Origin of the sequence: uncultured Agrococcus sp., from assembly GCF_945915485.1 — a bacterium.
GTDB lineage: Bacteria > Actinomycetota > Actinomycetes > Actinomycetales > Microbacteriaceae > Agrococcus.
Genome location: NZ_CAMEFJ010000070.1, coordinates 1 through 13,563, shown reverse-complemented (window position 1 = coordinate 13,563; position 13,563 = coordinate 1). Strand labels below are relative to the sequence as shown.

At 65.9% G+C, this 13,563-nt stretch carries 15 protein-coding genes and 1 pseudogene; 2 read left to right on the top strand and 14 right to left on the bottom strand.

Annotated elements, in window-relative coordinates; all coding sequences use genetic code 11:
* Positions 1-948 (top strand): class I SAM-dependent methyltransferase (locus Q0O95_RS10655; RefSeq protein ID WP_293698276.1); only part of this gene is annotated, 948 nt, incomplete at its 5' end.
* An 88-nt stretch (positions 949-1,036) separates the two neighbouring features.
* On the opposite strand, the gene Q0O95_RS10650 is transcribed toward Q0O95_RS10655, so the two are convergent.
* The 9 genes from Q0O95_RS10650 to glmS all read right to left on the bottom strand — a co-directional run bounded on the left by Q0O95_RS10650 (position 1,037) and on the right by glmS (position 8,505).
* The gene (locus tag Q0O95_RS10650) at positions 1,037-1,825 is read right to left on the bottom strand and encodes a hypothetical protein (RefSeq protein ID WP_293698273.1); all 789 of its coding nucleotides are present in this window, start codon (positions 1,823-1,825) and stop codon (positions 1,037-1,039) included.
* A gap of 20 nt (positions 1,826-1,845) precedes the next feature.
* Entirely contained in the window at positions 1,846-2,199 is a 354-nt protein-coding gene (locus Q0O95_RS10645) for a DUF4190 domain-containing protein (protein WP_293698270.1), read from the bottom strand.
* Between the two features lie 87 nt (positions 2,200-2,286).
* Positions 2,287-3,333 carry a tRNA (adenosine(37)-N6)-threonylcarbamoyltransferase complex transferase subunit TsaD gene (tsaD, locus tag Q0O95_RS10640; RefSeq protein WP_293698267.1) on the bottom strand — a complete coding sequence of 349 codons (1,047 nt, stop codon included), beginning with the start codon at positions 3,331-3,333 and terminating at the stop codon, positions 2,287-2,289.
* A complete protein-coding gene (rimI, locus tag Q0O95_RS10635; RefSeq protein WP_293698264.1) occupies positions 3,330-3,770 on the bottom strand; it encodes a ribosomal protein S18-alanine N-acetyltransferase in 441 nt (146 codons plus the stop codon). The genes tsaD and rimI overlap by 4 nt, the downstream gene beginning before the upstream one ends.
* Positions 3,767-4,387 carry a tRNA (adenosine(37)-N6)-threonylcarbamoyltransferase complex dimerization subunit type 1 TsaB gene (gene tsaB, locus Q0O95_RS10630; RefSeq protein ID WP_293698261.1) on the bottom strand — a complete coding sequence of 207 codons (621 nt, stop codon included), beginning with the start codon at positions 4,385-4,387 and terminating at the stop codon, positions 3,767-3,769. Before tsaB ends, rimI begins: the two co-directional genes overlap by 4 nt.
* A gap of 2 nt (positions 4,388-4,389) precedes the next feature.
* Entirely contained in the window at positions 4,390-5,310 is a 921-nt protein-coding gene (gene tsaE, locus Q0O95_RS10625) for a tRNA (adenosine(37)-N6)-threonylcarbamoyltransferase complex ATPase subunit type 1 TsaE (protein WP_293698258.1), read from the bottom strand.
* Positions 5,307-6,293: an alanine racemase gene (locus Q0O95_RS10620; RefSeq protein ID WP_293698255.1), complete on the bottom strand. Its 987-nt coding sequence runs from the start codon at positions 6,291-6,293 to the stop codon at positions 5,307-5,309. The genes tsaE and Q0O95_RS10620 overlap by 4 nt, the downstream gene beginning before the upstream one ends.
* A complete protein-coding gene (locus Q0O95_RS10615; RefSeq protein WP_293698252.1) occupies positions 6,290-6,655 on the bottom strand; it encodes a holo-ACP synthase in 366 nt (121 codons plus the stop codon). Before Q0O95_RS10615 ends, Q0O95_RS10620 begins: the two co-directional genes overlap by 4 nt.
* Entirely contained in the window at positions 6,655-8,505 is a 1,851-nt protein-coding gene (gene glmS / locus Q0O95_RS10610) for a glutamine--fructose-6-phosphate transaminase (isomerizing) (protein ID WP_293698249.1), read from the bottom strand. The genes Q0O95_RS10615 and glmS overlap by 1 nt, the downstream gene beginning before the upstream one ends.
* A gap of 128 nt (positions 8,506-8,633) precedes the next feature.
* Here glmS and coaA point away from each other — a divergent pair, with 128 nt between their 5' ends.
* Positions 8,634-9,569, top strand: coding sequence for a type I pantothenate kinase (gene coaA / locus Q0O95_RS10605; protein ID WP_293698247.1), 936 nt, complete (start codon positions 8,634-8,636; stop codon positions 9,567-9,569).
* Between the two features lie 150 nt (positions 9,570-9,719).
* Here the strand turns inward: coaA and Q0O95_RS10600 are convergent, their stop codons facing one another.
* The 5 genes and pseudogenes from Q0O95_RS10600 to Q0O95_RS10580 form a co-directional block, all read right to left on the bottom strand.
* Positions 9,720-10,451 carry a CPBP family intramembrane glutamic endopeptidase gene (locus Q0O95_RS10600; protein ID WP_293698244.1) on the bottom strand — a complete coding sequence of 244 codons (732 nt, stop codon included), beginning with the start codon at positions 10,449-10,451 and terminating at the stop codon, positions 9,720-9,722.
* Between the two features lie 373 nt (positions 10,452-10,824).
* Positions 10,825-12,171 carry a phosphoglucosamine mutase gene (glmM, locus tag Q0O95_RS10595; RefSeq protein WP_293698241.1) on the bottom strand — a complete coding sequence of 449 codons (1,347 nt, stop codon included), beginning with the start codon at positions 12,169-12,171 and terminating at the stop codon, positions 10,825-10,827.
* Positions 12,172-12,177: 6 nt separating this feature from the next.
* Positions 12,178-12,654, bottom strand: a complete 477-nt coding sequence (rpsI, locus tag Q0O95_RS10590) for a 30S ribosomal protein S9 (protein ID WP_293698238.1) — start codon at positions 12,652-12,654, stop codon at positions 12,178-12,180.
* Positions 12,655-12,671: 17 nt separating this feature from the next.
* Positions 12,672-13,118 carry a 50S ribosomal protein L13 gene (gene rplM / locus Q0O95_RS10585; protein WP_293698235.1) on the bottom strand — a complete coding sequence of 149 codons (447 nt, stop codon included), beginning with the start codon at positions 13,116-13,118 and terminating at the stop codon, positions 12,672-12,674.
* 161 nt (positions 13,119-13,279) lie between these two features.
* Positions 13,280-13,563, bottom strand: a pseudogene (locus tag Q0O95_RS10580) (hypothetical protein); the annotation flags it as partial.

Genomic DNA, 13,563 nt, shown 5'->3' with positions numbered 1-13,563 from the left:
GGGCTCGAGCAGGCGACCCGCGACTGGATAGCCGAGCATCACGCCGCCCGCATGGCCGCAACGGGCGCCGGCTCGATCGCGGACCTCGGATGCGGGATCGGCGCGGATGCCCGCGCGTTCGCAGCCGCCGGCTTGCGAGTGCACGCGGTGGATGCCGACGAGAGCACCGCGTCGCTTGCAGCGTTCAATCTCCGCGAGTTTCCGGATGCCGAGGCGACGCTCGGCACCGCGGAGGATTTCGACACGTCAGCGGTCGATGCCGTCTGGCTGGATCCCGCGCGGCGCGGAGCACACGGTCGAACGCCCAACCCTGCCGACTGGTCGCCCTCGCTCGCGTTCGCGTTCGGGCTCGCGGCCACGAAGCCGCTCGGTGTGAAACTGGGCCCGGCCATCCCCCACGAACTGCTGCCGCTGGACGCCGAGTGGCAGTGGGTCGGGGAGGGCAATGAGACGCTCGAGGCCGCAGTCTACTGGGGCGGCGCGGAGCGGGAATCCGGCTTACGCAGCGCGCTCGTCAGAAGCACTGCAGGCGAAACCGAGCTTGCGAGCACAGAGCGCATGGCGCCGCCCGAGGTAACGGGTGTGGATGACTACGTGCTCGAACCCCACGGAGCCGTGATTCGCGCCGGGCTTCTGCCGCAGCTGGCCGAGCAGCTCGGCGCGACGCTCGTGAGCGACGGGATCGCGTACCTCACCTCGACGACGCCAGTGCGGCATCCGCTCGTGCAGACCTTCGAAGTGACGACGATCGGCCCGCTGAAACCGAAAGCGCTGAATTCCGCACTGCGAGCAGCCGAAATCGGCACCGTCGAGATCAAGCAGCGCGGCACGGGCATCGACCCGGCGGTGTTCAGGAAGCGCCTGCAGCTGCGGGGGCAGGGCACCGCAACGATCATCCTGACCCGCGACAGGGGCGAGCACAGAGCCGTGCTGGCGAAGCGCCTGTAACACCCGGGCACGCGAAAGCGGGGCCCGACGAAGTGTCGGAGCCCCGCTTTCGGCCGCTATGAGCGCTATCGCGTCATAACCGATCTGTTTACGGCCAGATCATGATCGTGATGATCCACATGATGATGCCGATGATCGTACCGAGAGCACCTGCTGCGAGCGCGATGATCGCCCACAGTTTGTTGCTCTTGTCCTTGCCGATGGCCATAGCACCGAGCACGACTGCCGCAATTGCGAGCGGCAGTCCGAAACCGTTGGCGATGTTCAGCAGGAGGCCCGCCCCTGCCAGGATGATCGCCCAGAGCGTCAGCGGGTGCATGCTCGACTTCGTCTGCTGCGGTGCGGCGCCGTAGTTGTTGTAGTTGTATCCCTGCGCCTGCTGGCCGTAGCCCGGCTGCTGCGCCGGCTGCTGACCGTAGGGGTTCGGCTGGCCGCCCTGACTGTAGCCGGCGGGCTGCGCGTAGCCCTGGCTCTGCTGACCGTACGGGTTCTGCTGGCCCGGTTGCTGCGGCTGCGCGTAGGGGTTGGGCTGGGCCGGTGCCTGCTGCGCGTACGGGTTCGCCTGCTGCTGTGCGGCCTGACCGTAGGACGACGGCTGCGAAGGCGCGGGTGAGCTGGCCACGGGGGCACTCGCTGCCGAAGGCGCCGAACCGTACGGATTCTGCTGCTGACCATACGGATTCTGCTGCTGCGGCTGCGCGTAGGGGTTGCTCTGCTGACCCTGGCCGGGCTGTTGCCCCTGCTGACCAGGCTGACCTTGGCCCTGCTGACCGTACGGGTTCTGCTGCTGACCTTGCTGGCCCTGCTGACCAGGCTGCTGACCCTGCTGCGGCGCGTACGGGTTCGGCTGCTGCGGGTTGTTGTACTGGTCGCTCATATCTTCCTCCTGCTGGGGCGTTACACGACTGCTGAATTAAAGACCATGGTTACGAGGCTGACGAGCATCACGGTGCCGACAATGGCCGACACCGCTGAGAACACGATCGCGATGAGCGCGAGCTCTCGGCCGTCCTCCTCTCGCTTCTTCAGCTGCGAAAGCGACATGAAACCGAGCACGAGCCCGGCGCCAGAACCGAGTGGCCCCGTCAGGAACCACGCGGATGCCGCCGCGATGAGCGAAAAGAAGGCCAGGACGTTGGTCGGGCGCTTCTCGTATCCGGGCTCGGTGAAATCGACGACTTGCCTCGGGCTCGCCCACGCTCCGGCTGCGGCCGCGCTGGGGCGCACCGGTGCGGGCGGGTACAAGCTCATAGTGTCAATCCTGCCATGTCTGCTCTCGATAGTCTGAAAGAATTCCGATGTTCAGCCTATGGTCTGCACTATGGATACGTCTGAGCATCAGTGCTCCAGCACCGTGTAGCGCACGTCGAGCGTCGAAACCGCTCCGAACTCGGGAGGAGACGGTTGACTGCCGGCCGCTATGGCCAGTGCACCGAGACCGGCGATCATGGCGCCGTTATCGGTGCACAGCTGCAGGGGCGGAACACGCAGTTCGACGCCGGCCTCCTCGCACCGCCGCTGTGCCTCGCTGCGCAGACGAGCGTTCGCGACGACCCCGCCTCCCAGCAGCAGTCGCGGCGTCTCCTTGTGTGCACACGCATCCAGTGCTTTCGTGAGCAGCACGTCGACGACGGCCTCCCGGAAGCTTGCGGCGACGTCGGCGACCGGAATCTCTCGCCACGCAGCCTGTTCGCGCTCGATCCAGCGCGCGACCGACGTCTTGAGACCGGAGAACGAGAAGTCGAAGCGGTGCCGTTCGCGATCCTTCGGCAGTGTGAGCCCGCGCGGAAATCGGATGGCGTCGGGATCGCCGTCGACAGCGGCTTCATCGATCGCGGGGCCGCCGGGATACCCGAGGCCCATGAGCCGCGCGACCTTGTCGAAGGCTTCGCCGGCAGCATCGTCGATCGTCTCGCCGAGCAGTTCGCTGTCGCGAACGAGGTCACGAACGTGCAGGAGCGAGGTGTGACCACCGGAAACGAGCAGCGCCACGGTCGGCAGTTCGATCTCGTCGCGGTCGAGTGCGTCCGCGGCGACGTGGCCGACGAGGTGGTTCACACCGTACAGCGGCACGTTCAATGCCGACGCGAGGCCCTTCGCGGCGCCTATTCCCACCATGAGCGCTCCTGCAAGACCCGGCCCGGCCGTGACGGCGACCGCGTCGATGTCCGTCAGCTCCAGCTCGGCTTCCCGCAGAGCTGCCGTGATCGTCGGTTGCATGGCCTCGAGGTGCGCGCGGGCCGCGATCTCAGGGACGACGCCGCCGAAGCGCGCGTGTTCGGCCATGCTCGAGGCGACGGTGTTCGCGAGCAGTTCGCTACCGCGAACGATCCCGACGCCCGTTTCGTCGCAGCTCGTCTCGATGCCGAGGACGACTTTGCTCACAGGGGTTCTTTCATCATGACGATCGCGTCGACGCCGTCGGGCTGATAGTACCCGTGCCGGACATCGATCTTCTCGAAACCGAGCGACTCGTAGAGAGTCACGGCGACGGGGTTGTCGGCTCGCACCTCGAGGAACATCTGCAGAGCTCCTTCGGCTCGTGCGGCATTCATGAGTGCCTCCATGAGCTTCCGGCCCTCGCCCTTTCCTCTGTAACCCTCCGTGATGGCGATCGTCTGGATGTCTGATTCGCAGCCCACGATGCGTGCGCCGCCGTAGCCGACGATCCTGTCGTCTTCCGTGAGCACGACGTACCGGTTCGCCCGGCTCTTCAATTCCGACTTCATGGTCTTGCTGTTCCATGCGTCGTTCGCAAAAATCGCCGTCTCGATTCCCATGATCGCTTCGAGGTCCGTGACCTCGGCAGCTCGCAGACTCATCGAGCAGCTCCTTCCGTATGTTGCTGAGCGGTTGCGGCGTTCTCGGGCGCCGAACGCTTGGATGATGAAACCGATTTCGGCGGCCCCGGCTGCACGGCGTCAGCGGGCCGCAAGTACAGTGCACTCGATTGCGGCTCGGCAGTCAGCGAAGCGGCAGCGAGCGCAACGCAATCGACCGAATCGACATCCAGCCGAACCGCCCCCTCCCGCTGGGGGACGGCATCCTCGCCGGCCAAGTGGGGTCCGTCGACTCGAACGCCGTCTCGGAACAGGCTCCAGGCCCGCTCGCGGCGGCGCACATCGCTGGTCACGATCGTTTCGCGCTGCGTGCGCGAGCCGGCTGCGTCGTGGCTGCAGACGCCGATGCACGGAACACCCAGCCCTGTCGCGAGTGACTCTCCCGCCGCGATGCCGACACGGAGGCCCGTGAACGCGCCCGGGCCCATCCCGACGACGACGCTCGTGATCCGGTCGCGGTGCTCCATAGCCTGCTGCAGCAGCGGGCCGAGTGTTTCCGCGTGGCGGCGCGTGTCGGTGCCCCTGTGGTCGATCAGCGCGGTGTCGCCATCGACGAGCGCAAACGAGGTACCAAGAGAGGTATCGATGGCGATGATCACGGTTATTTCTCCAACAGCGCTAGCAAACGGTCGCGCCTGAGCGTACCCCCTTGGAGGATGGTCACGCTACGGGGGTCATCCGTGTCGGGATCGAGGGGGTCGGTTTCGGCTCCCTGCGCGCGGTGGATGCGGACGTCGAACCAGGCATCCATCGCGTGTGTGAGGGGCTCCCCCCACTCGGCGACCGTGATCGAGCCCTCGAGGTCGAGGTCGAGGTCGTCGATGAGTTCTTCGTCACCCGATCGATGGGCACCGAGGCGGTAGGCGTCGACGTGCAGCAGTGGCACGGTCTCGGTCTCGTGCGTGCGGGCGATGACGAACGTCGGCGACTGCACCGTCCCCCGAGCGCCCAGCGCGGATGCGAGCCCGCGCGTGAACGTGGTCTTGCCGGCGCCGAGCTCGCCGGTCAGGATGATCGCGTCGCCTGCCGTGAGCCCAGCAGCGAACGCCGCACCGAGGGCTTCCATCGCAGCGGCATCGGCGACGTCGACGGTCAGACTCACGGAGGTCCTGGGGCCGAGAAAATGCTCGAGCGCGCCCCGCGGAACTCCGACGGCGGATGCCCACTCCTGGATCGGGGTTCCCGCTTCTCCCCAGAAGTGCGCGAGTGCCCCCGGTGCGATCTCGGCATCGGGGCCGAGATCGACGACGAGCTGATCCATGGCGACTCTGCCGCTGATGGCGAAGCGCCGGCCGTCGATCGTGACGGGAGCTCCCTGTGCGGATCTCGGGATACCTTCCGCATAGCCGGCAGCGACGAGCCCCAGCACGGTTTCGCGGTCCGTTACGTACTCTCCGCCGTACGAGACCGCTTGCCCGGCCGTTACCCGTTTCGTCGAAATGAGTTCTGCCGAGAAGCCGGTGATCGTGCCGAGGTCGAAGTCGATCGTCGCGATGCGCGCCGGTGATGTCCGCGGGTTCATGCCGCCCGCCTCTCGATAGACGGCGCGAGCCGCGTGACGATCTCGTAGTTGATCGTGCCGGCGGCAACCGCCCACTCTCCTGCCGTCGGCTCACCGTGCTCGGCGCTGCCGATGAGTACAGCGGTTCCGTCGACGGGTGATTCGAGCTGCGACTCGTCAGCCCCTGCCCGCGCGATCGCGATGCGACGGTCGCCGACGAGTACGGGGACATCTGTCGTCATGAGTCCATGCCGATAGCCGTATGCGAGCCTGCCGCCCCGAACGGGAGCCGTGAGCCGGAGCGCCGGCCGCAGCCCCAGATCCCGTGCTACCGACCCGTTCGCGTCGTGGCCGTCCGGGTCGAGGCCGTAGGCGCTGACACCGAACCGCACGAGGGATCCCGAGACCGCGGCGAGTGTGCCCGAGGATGCGCACAGGTGCGTCACCTCCGCCGCGAGCCGCTCCGACGCCGCTAGCGCCTGCGCGAAACGCTCGTGCTGCCTGCGATCTGCCTCGCTGCCCGCCCCGGCCAGGTGCGACATCAACCCCGCTACTCTGAGCCGCCCCGCCGACTGCAGGGCGTGCGCCCGGCCGATGACGGCATCCCATTCCGCAAACGGAATACCGTTGCGGCCGAGCCCCGTGTCGAATTTGAGATGGATGCGCAACGAACCGCACTCACCCGCCTGCTCCAGCTGCCGCAGGCTCGATACACCCACCTCGATGTCCGCGTCGCGCGCCGCTGCGAAATCAGCGTGAGCCGAGTGCAGCCAGGCGAGCAGTGGCTTCCGCACGCCGGCCCGCCGCAGCGCCAGCGCTTCCCCGATGTCGGCGACGGCCAGCTGCACGGCTCCTCCGCGAAGAGCGCCCTCCGCCGCCAGCACCGCACCGTGGCCGTACCCGTTTGCCTTGACGACCACGATTGTCTCGGATCCCGCTAGCGACCGCATGCGCTCGACGTTGCTCGCGATCGCTTCTACATCGGTTTCGATGAGCGCGGTCATGCCGACTCCAGCACGACGACTGCTGCCGCGACGCCCCCGTCGTGGGTGATCGAGACGTGCCAGCGCTCCGCTCCGGCCTCGTGAGCGATGCGCAGCGCCTCACCGCGGAGTTCGATCGAAGGGCGGCCGGCGCCGTTGCGCTCCACAACGACGTCGTGCCAACGATTCGTCAGCCCGCCGAGTGCCTTGAACACCGCTTCCTTCGCCGCGAACTGCCCTGCGAGCGAGCGCAGCCGTCGTGGCGCACCGTCGCGTGTCAGCTCAGGTTCGGTGAAGAGTCGCGCGGCCAGTCTCGGTGTTCGCGACATCGCCCGTTCGAACCGTGCGATATCGGCGATGTCGAGCCCGACGGAGACGATCACTACTCGACCGTGACGCTCTTGGCCAGATTGCGCGGCTGGTCGACGTCGAGCCCCTTCGCGGTTGCGAGCTCGAGCGCGAACAGGTGCAGCGGCACGACCGCGAGAACACCCGCGAGCATGGGGTTCGTGGTGCCGTATCGCAGCACGACGTCCGCGTACGGCATGACCGCGGCGTCACCCTCCTCCGCGACCGCGATGATGCGAGCTCCGCGCGCCTTGATCTCCTGGATGTTCGAGACGATCTTCGAGTGCATGGTCGGCTGCGTGCGGGAGCTCGGTACGACGACGAACACGACCTGGCCGGGTTCGATCAACGCGATCGGTCCGTGCTTCAGTTCGCCTCCCGCGAAGCCCTCCGCGTGGATGTAGCTGATCTCCTTGAGCTTCAGCGCACCCTCGAGCGCGACGGGGTAGCCGACGTGGCGGCCGAGGAAGAGCACGGAACGCGTGTCGCTCATCCAGTGCGCGAGCTCACGCACCTCTTTGCCCGTCTCGAGCGTCTGCCGCAGCTGCTCGGGCAGCGCGAGCAGGGCATCCGTGATCTCCCGAATGTCCCCATCGCTCATCGTGCCCAGCACTTCGGCAAGGTGCAGCCCGAACAGGAACTGGCCGACGACCTGCGCAAGGTACGCCTTGGTCGACGCGACCGCGACCTCCGGGCCGGCATGGAGATAGAGCACCGCATCGGATTCGCGCGGGATGGTCGAGCCCTGCGTGTTGCAGATGGCGAGCGTGCGCGCCCCCAGCTGCTTCGCGTACTGCACGGCCATCTTGGTGTCCATGGTCTCGCCGGACTGCGAGATCGAGATGACGAGCGTGTTCTGCGTGACGGCCGGCTCACGGTAGCGGAACTCGTGGGCGAGCTCGACCTCGACCGGCAGCTTCGTCCAGGTCTCGATCGCATACTTGCCGACCATCGCCGAGTACGATGCGGTGCCGCACGCCACGATGACGATGCGATCGATCTGCGACAGTACGTCGGCGGAGAACATCTCCGACTCGTCGAGGCGCACGAGGCCGTCCTTGATGCGCGAGCGCACCGTGTTCTCGACGGCCTCCGGGCCCTCGGAGATCTCCTTGGCCATGAACGACGACCAGCCGCCCTTCTCGGATGCCGCCGCATCCCACGAGATCTCGAACGTCTTGTTGTCGGTGACGACGTTGCCGTCGAAGTCGGTGACGTTGACACTGTCGGGCGTGATCGTGACGATTTGATTGTTGCCGAGCGCCTCCGCCTTCTTCGTGTACTTGACGAAGGCGTTGACGTCGGATCCCAGGAAGTTCTCGCCTTCGCCGAATCCGATCAGCAGGGGCGAGTTGTGGTCGGCGCCGACGACGAGCTGGGGATGGTCGGCGTGCGTCGCCAGCAGCGTGAACTGCCCCTCGAGGCGTGCGACGAGCCGGCGCATTGCCAGAGTGAGATCACCCGTCTCGCGATAGATTCGGCCCAGCATCAGCGCTGCGGCCTCGGTGTCGGTTTCGCTCTCGAACGCCTCCCCTGCGCTCTCGAGCTCTGCACGCAGCTCGCCGAAGTTCTCGATGATCCCGTTGTGGATGAGCGCGAGCTTGCCGTCGTCGCCAAGATGCGGATGCGCGTTCTCGTCGGTCGGGCCTCCGTGGGTCGCCCAGCGCGTGTGGCCGACGCCCGTTCCCGACTCCGGCAGCACGTCGGCGTCGAGGCTCTCGCGCAGCACGCTCAGCTTGCCGCCGCGCTTCCTCATGTCGATGCTGCCGTCGGCGACGACGGCGACACCCGCCGAATCGTAGCCGCGATATTCCAGGCGCGCGAGCCCCTCGAGCAGCACTTCGATGCTGTCACGGCTCCCGACGTATCCAACGATTCCGCACATGGATCTAATCGTACCGGCCGGAACCCCCTGCCCCTCCCACCTTCCTTGTGGCGAAAGAGTTGCGCAGTATCGACGACACAACGCAGCTTTTTCGCCACAAACGAGGGTGTGGGTAAGCTCGGATCGTCATGACGCAGCACCAGAACTCGCCCTTTTTCGAGATTCCACGCGCGGAGTGGTCGCACCTTGCGCCGAATATGCCGCTGCCGCTGACCGAGCGCGAAGTCGAAGGGCTGCGCGGTCTCGGCGAGGCGCTCGAGCTCCGCGAAGTCGCGGATGTCTATCTGCCGCTCTCCAGACTGATATCGCTCTATCACGAGGCGTTCAAGCGCCTCCACGGCGACACGATGCAGTTCCTCGGAGAAGAGCTGGGCCCGAAAGTGCCGTTCGTGATCGGCGTCGCCGGTTCCGTCGCGGTCGGCAAATCGACGACCGCGAGACTCTTGAAGAGCCTGCTCAGCAGGTGGTCGTCATCCCCTCGTGTCGATCTCGTCACGACCGACGGTTTTCTGCATCCGAATGCCGAACTCGAACGCAGAGGCATCACCGCGCGCAAGGGCTTCCCTGAATCCTACGACCGTCGCGCACTGCTGAACTTCGTCTCGCGCGTGAAGTCGGGGCAGGAGCAGGTCTCGGCACCCGTCTACTCGCACCTCACCTACGACATCGTCCCCGACGAGAAGGTGACGGTCGAACACCCCGACATCCTGATCGTCGAGGGGTTGAACGTGCTGCAAGCCCCTTCGACGAACGCTCAGCTGGCCGTCAGCGACCTCTTCGATTTCTCGGTGTACGTGGATGCGAAGACGTCGTCGATCACGAACTGGTACGTCGAGCGCTTCCTCAAACTGCAGCGCGGAGCGTTCACCGACCCCGACTCGTACTTCCACCGTTTCGCGAACCTCGACGAGGAGGCCGCACGGGAGGTCGCGCTCACGATCTGGAAGGCGACGAACCTGCCGAACCTGAAGGAGAACATCCTGCCGACCAGGTCGCGCGCCGACCTCGTACTCCGCAAGGCCGCGGATCACACGGTGCACTCGGTACTGCTTCGGAAGTTGTGATCGGGTCTCGCGCGGTCACGAAATGTTGATCTCGGTCGAATGTCACGAAACGTTGACTGTACGGTCCGGTTACGGCGGTCGGGTCAACATTTCGTGACCTCAATGTTCGGGGTGGGCACGCGCTGGTACTGAAGCGAGCAGAGACACCTGTCAGAGCAGCCCCGAGGCCATGACGAAAATGGCCGTCCCGTGAGCGATAGCCGCCGGGATGACGCCCCAGCGCATCCGCAGCAAGGCGCAGATCAAACCCTCCACGAGTGTGAACAGCAGTAGCGGCCACCCGACGTCGGTCACCGTAGTGGCTAGAAACACATGGCAAACGGCGAAGATGACTCCGGAGGCCAGCGCTGCCCGCAGCTTGGACATCTCCCGCTCGAGCCAACCTTGCAGATACCCCCTGAAAAAGACCTCTTCCCCGAGGTTGCCCGCGTAGGCCATGAAAGCGAGTGGCAGTAGTGTCGCCAGTGCCACCTCACCGCCTCGCTCAACGATGGGCGTGCCGAGCGACAACAGGACGAAGGGGCCGGCCGCCAGCAGACCACCCACGAAGCCGGCGATGATCGGTACCGGCCGCATCCGCCCCCATCGCACGAGCGAGCGGAGCTTCTTATCGGTCAGCGTTGCCGCGACCAGTGCGAGGCTACCGAGCCCGAATGTGATCAGCACGATCGGGTTATCCGACATCCTGAGCCACGGAGCGGGGCCTGCCAGTCCGAACTCCCAGAGCCCGGCCGGAGTCATCGCGTCACGTATCAGGATGAACCCCAGTATGAGCATCATGATGCGCAGCAGCGGATTCGCCGACCTGGCCAGCAGGAAGGCCAGCACGATGAGCGCTGCTCCCGGAGCGATCAGCAGCGCATAGGAGAGGAGGTCTTCCACTTCTTCAGGCTAGCCGACGGCATCCGCATGAGTGCGGCAACTACCGCGTGCGGCAAGGAACACCCCGGTTGCTATCCGGGTCTTGCAGCTGGCGAGCCCATGCACGATTGCCTGGCGTTTCGCTGCCACTGCCTGCTCGCGGTCCTACCCGCAACCCGAAGTGCACAGAACGCCACTCCCGAAAAGCGGCAGACCATACAGCGCTAGGTACTGCAGAGACGGCCGTAGCCCTGACCATCCGGTTGCCGAAAGTCAACGGTTCCCCCGAACCGCCCAACGTGAACGAAATGCGGACGACTCGACCGAATGTGACATCTAGTCGCCGAGGCGTCTCTACTCACCCAGGGCTATCTACTCAACCCGCCGGGGCCATCTACTCACCCAGGCGTCGCTTGATGAGCGCCGCGAGCTCCTCAGCCGCGTGTCGCGCCCGGTACTCCTCCTCGGCCTCCACCATCACGCGGATGATCTTCTCGGTGCCTGACGGTCGCAGCAGCACGCGGCCGCGCTCACCGAGCTCGGCCTCGATCTGCTCGGCTCTGCGGTCGATTTCCGTGTCGCCTGCGAGCCCGAGGCGATCGACGCCCGTGACATTGATGAGTACTTGCGGGTAGACCGTCATGACGCTCGCGAGCTGCTCCAGTGACTTGCCGCTGCGCACCATTTCCGCCGCGATCTGCAGACCCGTCAGGAGGCCGTCACCGGTTGTGGCGGCCTCCGTGAAGATGATGTGCCCCGACTGCTCACCGCCGAGCGAGAGCTCGTACTCGTTCAGCGCCTCCAGCACGTAGCGGTCGCCGACCTTCGTCTGCACCATCGCGATGCCGTGCTCTTCCATCGCGACCCGGAGCCCGAGGTTCGACATCACGGTTGCGACGAGCGTGCTGTCCTTCAGCATGCCGCGCTGCTTGAGCGACAGCGCGAGAATCGCCATGATCTGGTCGCCGTCCACGATGTTGCCCGCGGCATCCACCGCGAGGCACCTGTCGGCGTCGCCATCGTGCGCGATACCGAGATCGGCGCCGGCCGCGAGCACCGCCTGCTGCAGCTGCTCGAGGTGCGTAGAACCGACTTCGCGGTTGATGTTCAGCCCATCGGGTGCGTTACCGATAACCGTCAGCGATGCCCCCGCGTCCGAGAACGCGTCGGGGCTGATACCGCTTGCTGCGCCGTGCGCGCAGTCGAGCACGACGTGCACGCCCTTCAGGCTCACATCGATCGTGCTGAGCAGGTGCACTTTGTAGCGATCCTCGGCGTCTGCGAAGCGCCGGATGCGACCGACATCACCGGCGATCGCTCGCGTCGGCGAGTCACCCATGACCTTCTCGATCTCGTCTTCCACGCTGTCGGGCAGCTTGACGCCGCCGCGCGCGAAGAACTTGATGCCGTTGTCCGGCGCGGGATTGTGGGATGCCGACACCATGACGCCGAAGTCGGCGCCGAGATCGGCAACGAGGAAGGCGGCTGCGGGTGTGGGGATGACCCCGGCATCCTGCACGTCGACGCCGCTGGAGGCGAGACCTGCTGCAACCGCTGCCGTGATGAATTCGCCGGAGACGCGCGGGTCCCTCGCAACAACGGCGACAGGGCGCCGACCATCGCGCCTGGCCTCTCGACCAAGCACGATGGCGGCGCCCTGTGCGAGCGACATCGCAAACTCTGCTGTGATATCGCTGCCGGCGAGACCGCGAACGCCGTCCGTTCCGAACAGACGAGCCATTGCGGATTAGCGCTTCGAGTACTGCGGAGCCTTGCGAGCCTTCTTGAGACCGGCCTTCTTGCGCTCCTTGATACGAGCGTCACGCGAGAGGAAGCCGGCCTTCTTGAGGGTCAGACGGTTGTTCTCGAGGTCGATCTCGTTGAGAGCACGCGAAATGCCGAGGCGCAGTGCGCCGGCCTGACCCGACGGGCCGCCGCCGGCGATGCGGGCGATCACGTCGTAGCTGTCGGCGAGATCGAGCACCGTGAAGGGGTCGTTGATGAGCTGCTGGTGCAGCTTGTTCGGGAAGTACTCCTCGAGCGTGCGCCCGTTGACGGTGTACTTGCCCGAGCCGGGGATGAGGCGGACGCGAGCGACAGCCTGCTTACGACGGCCGAGGCCGTTTCCGCCGGTGTTGAGGACGCGGGGAGCCTTGGGCTCAGCAGCCGCGGGAGACTCGGTTGTGAAGGACTGCGAGTCGATTGAGTCCTGTACCTGTGCCATGTGAATCCTTCCTAGCCCTACTGCGCGACCTGGTCGAACGCGTACTGGGTCGGCTGCTGCGCAGCGTGGGGGTGCTCAGCGCCGGTGTAGACCTTGAGCTTCTTGATCTGTACGCTGCCGAGCTTGTTCTTCGGGAGCATGCCGCGGATAGCCTTCTCAACGGCACGAACGGGGTGCTTCTCGAGCAGCTCCGCGTAACCGGTGGCCCTGAGGCCGCCCGGGTAGCCGGAGTGACGGTATGCGACCTTCTTCTGGAGCTTCTGGCCCGTGAGCGCGACCTTGTCGGCGTTCACGATGATGACGTAGTCACCCATGTCCATGTGGTTCGAGAAGGTGGGCTTGTGCTTGCCGCGCAGCAGAACGGCTGCGTGGCTGGCCAGGCGGCCGAGCACGATGTCGGTTGCGTCGATAACAACCCAGTCGTGCTGGACGTCGCTCGCCTTGGGCGAGTACGTGCGAGTCATATATGCCTCACTTGATAGGAATCGGTCGTGAATCCCGCTCAGTCGAGTGTTCATCGGCGATACCGGTGAACCGCTCGGTCGAGGGTTCCTACGAGTGCGCAGGCATGCGCACCAAGGGTCTACGATAGCGGATGCCCGCCTACGTGCGCAAGAGCACCGATTCAGGACTTATCGGCACCGTCGCCTGCGGGACGCTCTTGCTCGGGGCGTTCTTCGCCCGGTTCAGCGGCGTCACCGGCGAGCGGATTGTTGACGGGCTCTGCGGGCCGAGCGGCCTCCGGCGCAGGGTTCGGCACCTCTCGCGATTGCTGTGCATTCGGGGCAGGATTCGGGATGCCCGCGTCTCGCTGCCGGTCCGGCTGCGTGCGTGCCGGGCCGAGTGCTATCGCGGTGTTCTCGGCTCGTTCTCCTCGGCTCGGTGCATCGGCCGATGAAGGTGCACTGC

Excerpts from the sequence above, each read along its gene's own strand:
- Q0O95_RS10650 (WP_293698273.1), bottom strand. The coding sequence starts at position 1,825 with ATGAGCGACCAGTACAACAACCCGCAGCAGCCGAACCCGTACGCGCCG.
- Q0O95_RS10645 (WP_293698270.1), bottom strand. The coding sequence starts at position 2,199 with ATGAGCTTGTACCCGCCCGCACCGGTGCGCCCCAGCGCGGCCGCAGCC.
- rimI (WP_293698264.1), bottom strand. The coding sequence starts at position 3,770 with ATGAGTCTGCGAGCTGCCGAGGTCACGGACCTCGAAGCGATCATGGGA.
- tsaE (WP_293698258.1), bottom strand. The coding sequence starts at position 5,310 with ATGAACCCGCGGACATCACCGGCGCGCATCGCGACGATCGACTTCGAC.
- Q0O95_RS10620 (WP_293698255.1), bottom strand. The coding sequence starts at position 6,293 with ATGACCGCGCTCATCGAAACCGATGTAGAAGCGATCGCGAGCAACGTC.
- glmS (WP_293698249.1), bottom strand. The coding sequence starts at position 8,505 with ATGTGCGGAATCGTTGGATACGTCGGGAGCCGTGACAGCATCGAAGTG.
- coaA (WP_293698247.1), top strand. The coding sequence starts at position 8,634 with ATGACGCAGCACCAGAACTCGCCCTTTTTCGAGATTCCACGCGCGGAG.
- glmM (WP_293698241.1), bottom strand. The coding sequence starts at position 12,171 with ATGGCTCGTCTGTTCGGAACGGACGGCGTTCGCGGTCTCGCCGGCAGC.
- rpsI (WP_293698238.1), bottom strand. The coding sequence starts at position 12,654 with ATGGCACAGGTACAGGACTCAATCGACTCGCAGTCCTTCACAACCGAG.
- rplM (WP_293698235.1), bottom strand. The coding sequence starts at position 13,118 with ATGACTCGCACGTACTCGCCCAAGGCGAGCGACGTCCAGCACGACTGG.